The sequence below is a fragment of the Pseudobutyrivibrio sp. JW11 genome, from assembly GCF_900115355.1.
GTDB lineage: Bacteria > Bacillota > Clostridia > Lachnospirales > Lachnospiraceae > Pseudobutyrivibrio > Pseudobutyrivibrio ruminis.
Genome location: NZ_FOWB01000032.1, coordinates 1 through 3,086, shown reverse-complemented (window position 1 = coordinate 3,086; position 3,086 = coordinate 1). Strand labels below are relative to the sequence as shown.

The following is a 3,086-nucleotide window of genomic DNA, read 5'->3' as shown; positions in this document are numbered from 1 at the left end:
TTTTTCGCTCTGAAAAAAACTGCCAGGTGACGAAATTTCTAATCTATCCTTAAACAGATCAACTTGGATTTGAGTGCCATCCAAAAAATAATCACGATGTGCAACCGAATTAATTATTCCTTCGAATAATGCTCTAGCTGGATAAGAATCAATATTGATTCTAGAAGAAGCTTTTTTTATCATCGTATGATTCATCCTTTGAGTTATAAAATCCTGCATATATTTAATTGTATCTGTTATACATCCAGAAAATTTATTAACGGTAACAATTCTCTCACTCCCCTTATTAAATCCCGAATATGCCGAACACTGCACTTCTGTCTTGTTATCATTGTAATCATCAGAGAATAGGATTGCTCCATTTGCCAGCATCCCATTTTCATCAAAAAAGCCTAGTGATGTAAGCGCTTTTTCAGATAGCTTTTTTCCATCAGTGTGCTCTTCATAAAATGAGAATAACTTAGTAAAATCTTTTTTTTCATAGGTTTGATCAGAAATAATCGTATCAAAAGATTTGTTTTGACTCTTTATGCTCATTTCGATAATTTCTTCATAAGTAGCTCCATTAGTAAAACCTTCTCTTCGCATATAAATAGCAGGCACATTTTTAAATTTCACTATTACAGGCCTAACAAGAGATTTTCCTACAGTTACAGCTATTATAAATCGCTCTTTATCTTTAACAGTGAATCCAATAAAATCAACTTTATATGGCGGTCTTGGAGAAATATGCTCATTTATTTGATTATTAAAATAATTTCGCTCATTATCAGCTTGTTTACGTTCGAATCCAATAAGTTTATTAGTTTTATCATCAACTCCAATATACATAGTTCCACCATTAGCATTAGCAAAACCAGCTATTGTTTTAATCCATCCTTCAATATTATCCCTATTCAAAATCTGCTTACACTCTATCTCCCCGTTCTCAAATACCGTATTATTCAAAAGCTCTTCTAAAAACATAATCTACCTCCAATTGAAGAAGTTCAATAACAACTTCAATTGTACTTCAATAATAACTTCAATGCAACTTCAATAAAGATGATCACAACTCAAATTAGAACCTCAATATATATATCTTCACACATATAATGCTAAGAAGAGAACCAGCAAGACAGCTCTGCAGCCTCTTGAATTTTTTACTTGAAGACTTGACATTAGATAGAGGCTAGCCTAGGCGTAGGTGGGGATGCTCTAGGAAACGGCTTTGAGCTTCCCCCCGCAATTCTCGAACCTGCAAAATTGTAAAATCCCACGGATATTGCAAAATTCGAGAATTGCGAAGGGAATGATATGTAGGCGGTTCACGCCTGAGGTAATCCGTATTTATCACTACATGTATTACTACACGTCCAACTACAAGGAAAATCCTAGCGACCAAGGTCTTCGGTTCAAACGTCGCACGTAATCGTCGTTTGTCGGCCCCCCTAGTTATATGTTTGATATAGCCTTAGCAGCTTGCTTTCTCACGGCTTACTGCCCATATAACACGAAGCACGGTAACTCCATCTTTCAATATTTGATATAAACCCATATAGAGCTCGTCCAGATTGGTAAACTGGACAGAATAAAGCGGTTCAGAGCCGCCGTTCAACCCAGCTTCCCCGCCACTCTCTAACAGTGATTCCTCCGAATTATAGCAGGCGATTAACTCTGATCCAATTTCGAAAAGGTTGTTATAACGTGATTATTCCTCTCAACACGACCGTTCTTCCCCCTGGATGGTGCCAGGACTATATTAAATTATTTCACGTACTTAAAATCTAAAAACCAAATAATACGTGAATAGCAGGAAGTCATTGCAACGAACGTTGCTAAAAACAAGAATTTGAGTTATGAAATACCACAAAAACAAGATGTAGCGGTTGTAAAATCAGTGATTTATCGATATAATAATTCCATAACATAGATATTGTTTTAGCAATTGATATTTCCCGTATCATTGCAAATCTAAAAGTACCTACTGCGAATAGGTGCTTTTTTTATTTCCCTCATGTCTAATATTCTAATGAATCATAAACATATATTCAAGTGGTTTCTTCACAAATGCGTGATATTTTTTTTGAATAGCACTTCCATTTTATTCTCAAGTGTGATATTTTGATATTAAATAAATATTATAATAATTCTAAAAAAATATTATTTAAACATTAGATTAATCTTAAAATAATATTATATTAATATTTATTTAATATTATATAAATATTAAGGAAAGGGAAAATAATGAACACAGAAATTATAAGTGTAAACATCCAGAAAGGTGGATGTGCAAAGAGTTCAACTGTCCAAATTCTAGGCGAAATTCTAGGAAAACTCTACAACAAGAAAGTACTATGTATCGACACAGACCCACAATGTAATCTCACAACAATTTCAGGAATAGAATTGGAGGACTGTGCCGAACATAACCTATACACACTTTTAAATGGAAATAGCACATTAGAGGAATGCATAGTAAAAGCAACATATTATGATGTAATTCCAGGATCAGTATGGCTCTCAAATGCAGACATAGCCTTTAACAAAATTGGCAAAGAACAAATGCTGAAAGAAGCAATTGAAGGTGCAGAATATGATTACATATTGATAGATACACCGCCTGCACTTGGATTATTAAACATAATGAGCTTAACAGCAAGTACAAAACTACTAATTCCAACAGAATGTTCATATCTATCAATGGTGGGATTGGAGCAGCTATTTCAAACAATAGAAAGTGTAAAGAAATATACAAATCCAAACCTAGAATTACTGGGAATATTAATGGTCAAATATTCAGCAAGAACTAACTTAAATGCTGCAATATATGATGCATTGAATAAAATGGCAGCGGAAGCAAATACAATGGTATTTGAGGCAAAAATACGAGAAACCGTAAAAGTAAGGGAAGCACAAAGTCAAATGCAACCGCTTATTGAATGGGCTCCAAGCTGTTCAGCAATGGAAGACTACAAAGCTCTAGTAAAAGAGATATTACCAACATTAAATTAATATTTATTTAATATTATATAAATATTACTTTAATATCAAATATAGAAAGGAGAAACTATGCCACCAAAAGTTGATATAAAAGGTAAAACCAA

2 protein-coding genes are annotated in these 3,086 nt (G+C 33.6%); one reads left to right on the top strand and one right to left on the bottom strand.

What is annotated here, in order from left to right; genetic code table 11:
• Positions 1-966, bottom strand: a 966-nt coding sequence (locus BM102_RS14120) for an RNA-binding domain-containing protein (protein ID WP_090483016.1), incomplete at its 3' end; no start/stop codon positions are given.
• Positions 967-2,226: 1,260 nt separating this feature from the next.
• Here BM102_RS14120 and BM102_RS14115 point away from each other — a divergent pair.
• Positions 2,227-2,994 (top strand): ParA family protein, encoded by a 768-nt coding sequence (locus BM102_RS14115; RefSeq protein ID WP_090483014.1) that lies wholly within the window; start codon positions 2,227-2,229, stop codon positions 2,992-2,994.
• Positions 2,995-3,086: the final 92 nt, after the last annotated feature.

Excerpts from the sequence above, each read along its gene's own strand:
- BM102_RS14115 (WP_090483014.1), top strand. The coding sequence starts at position 2,227 with ATGAACACAGAAATTATAAGTGTAAACATCCAGAAAGGTGGATGTGCA.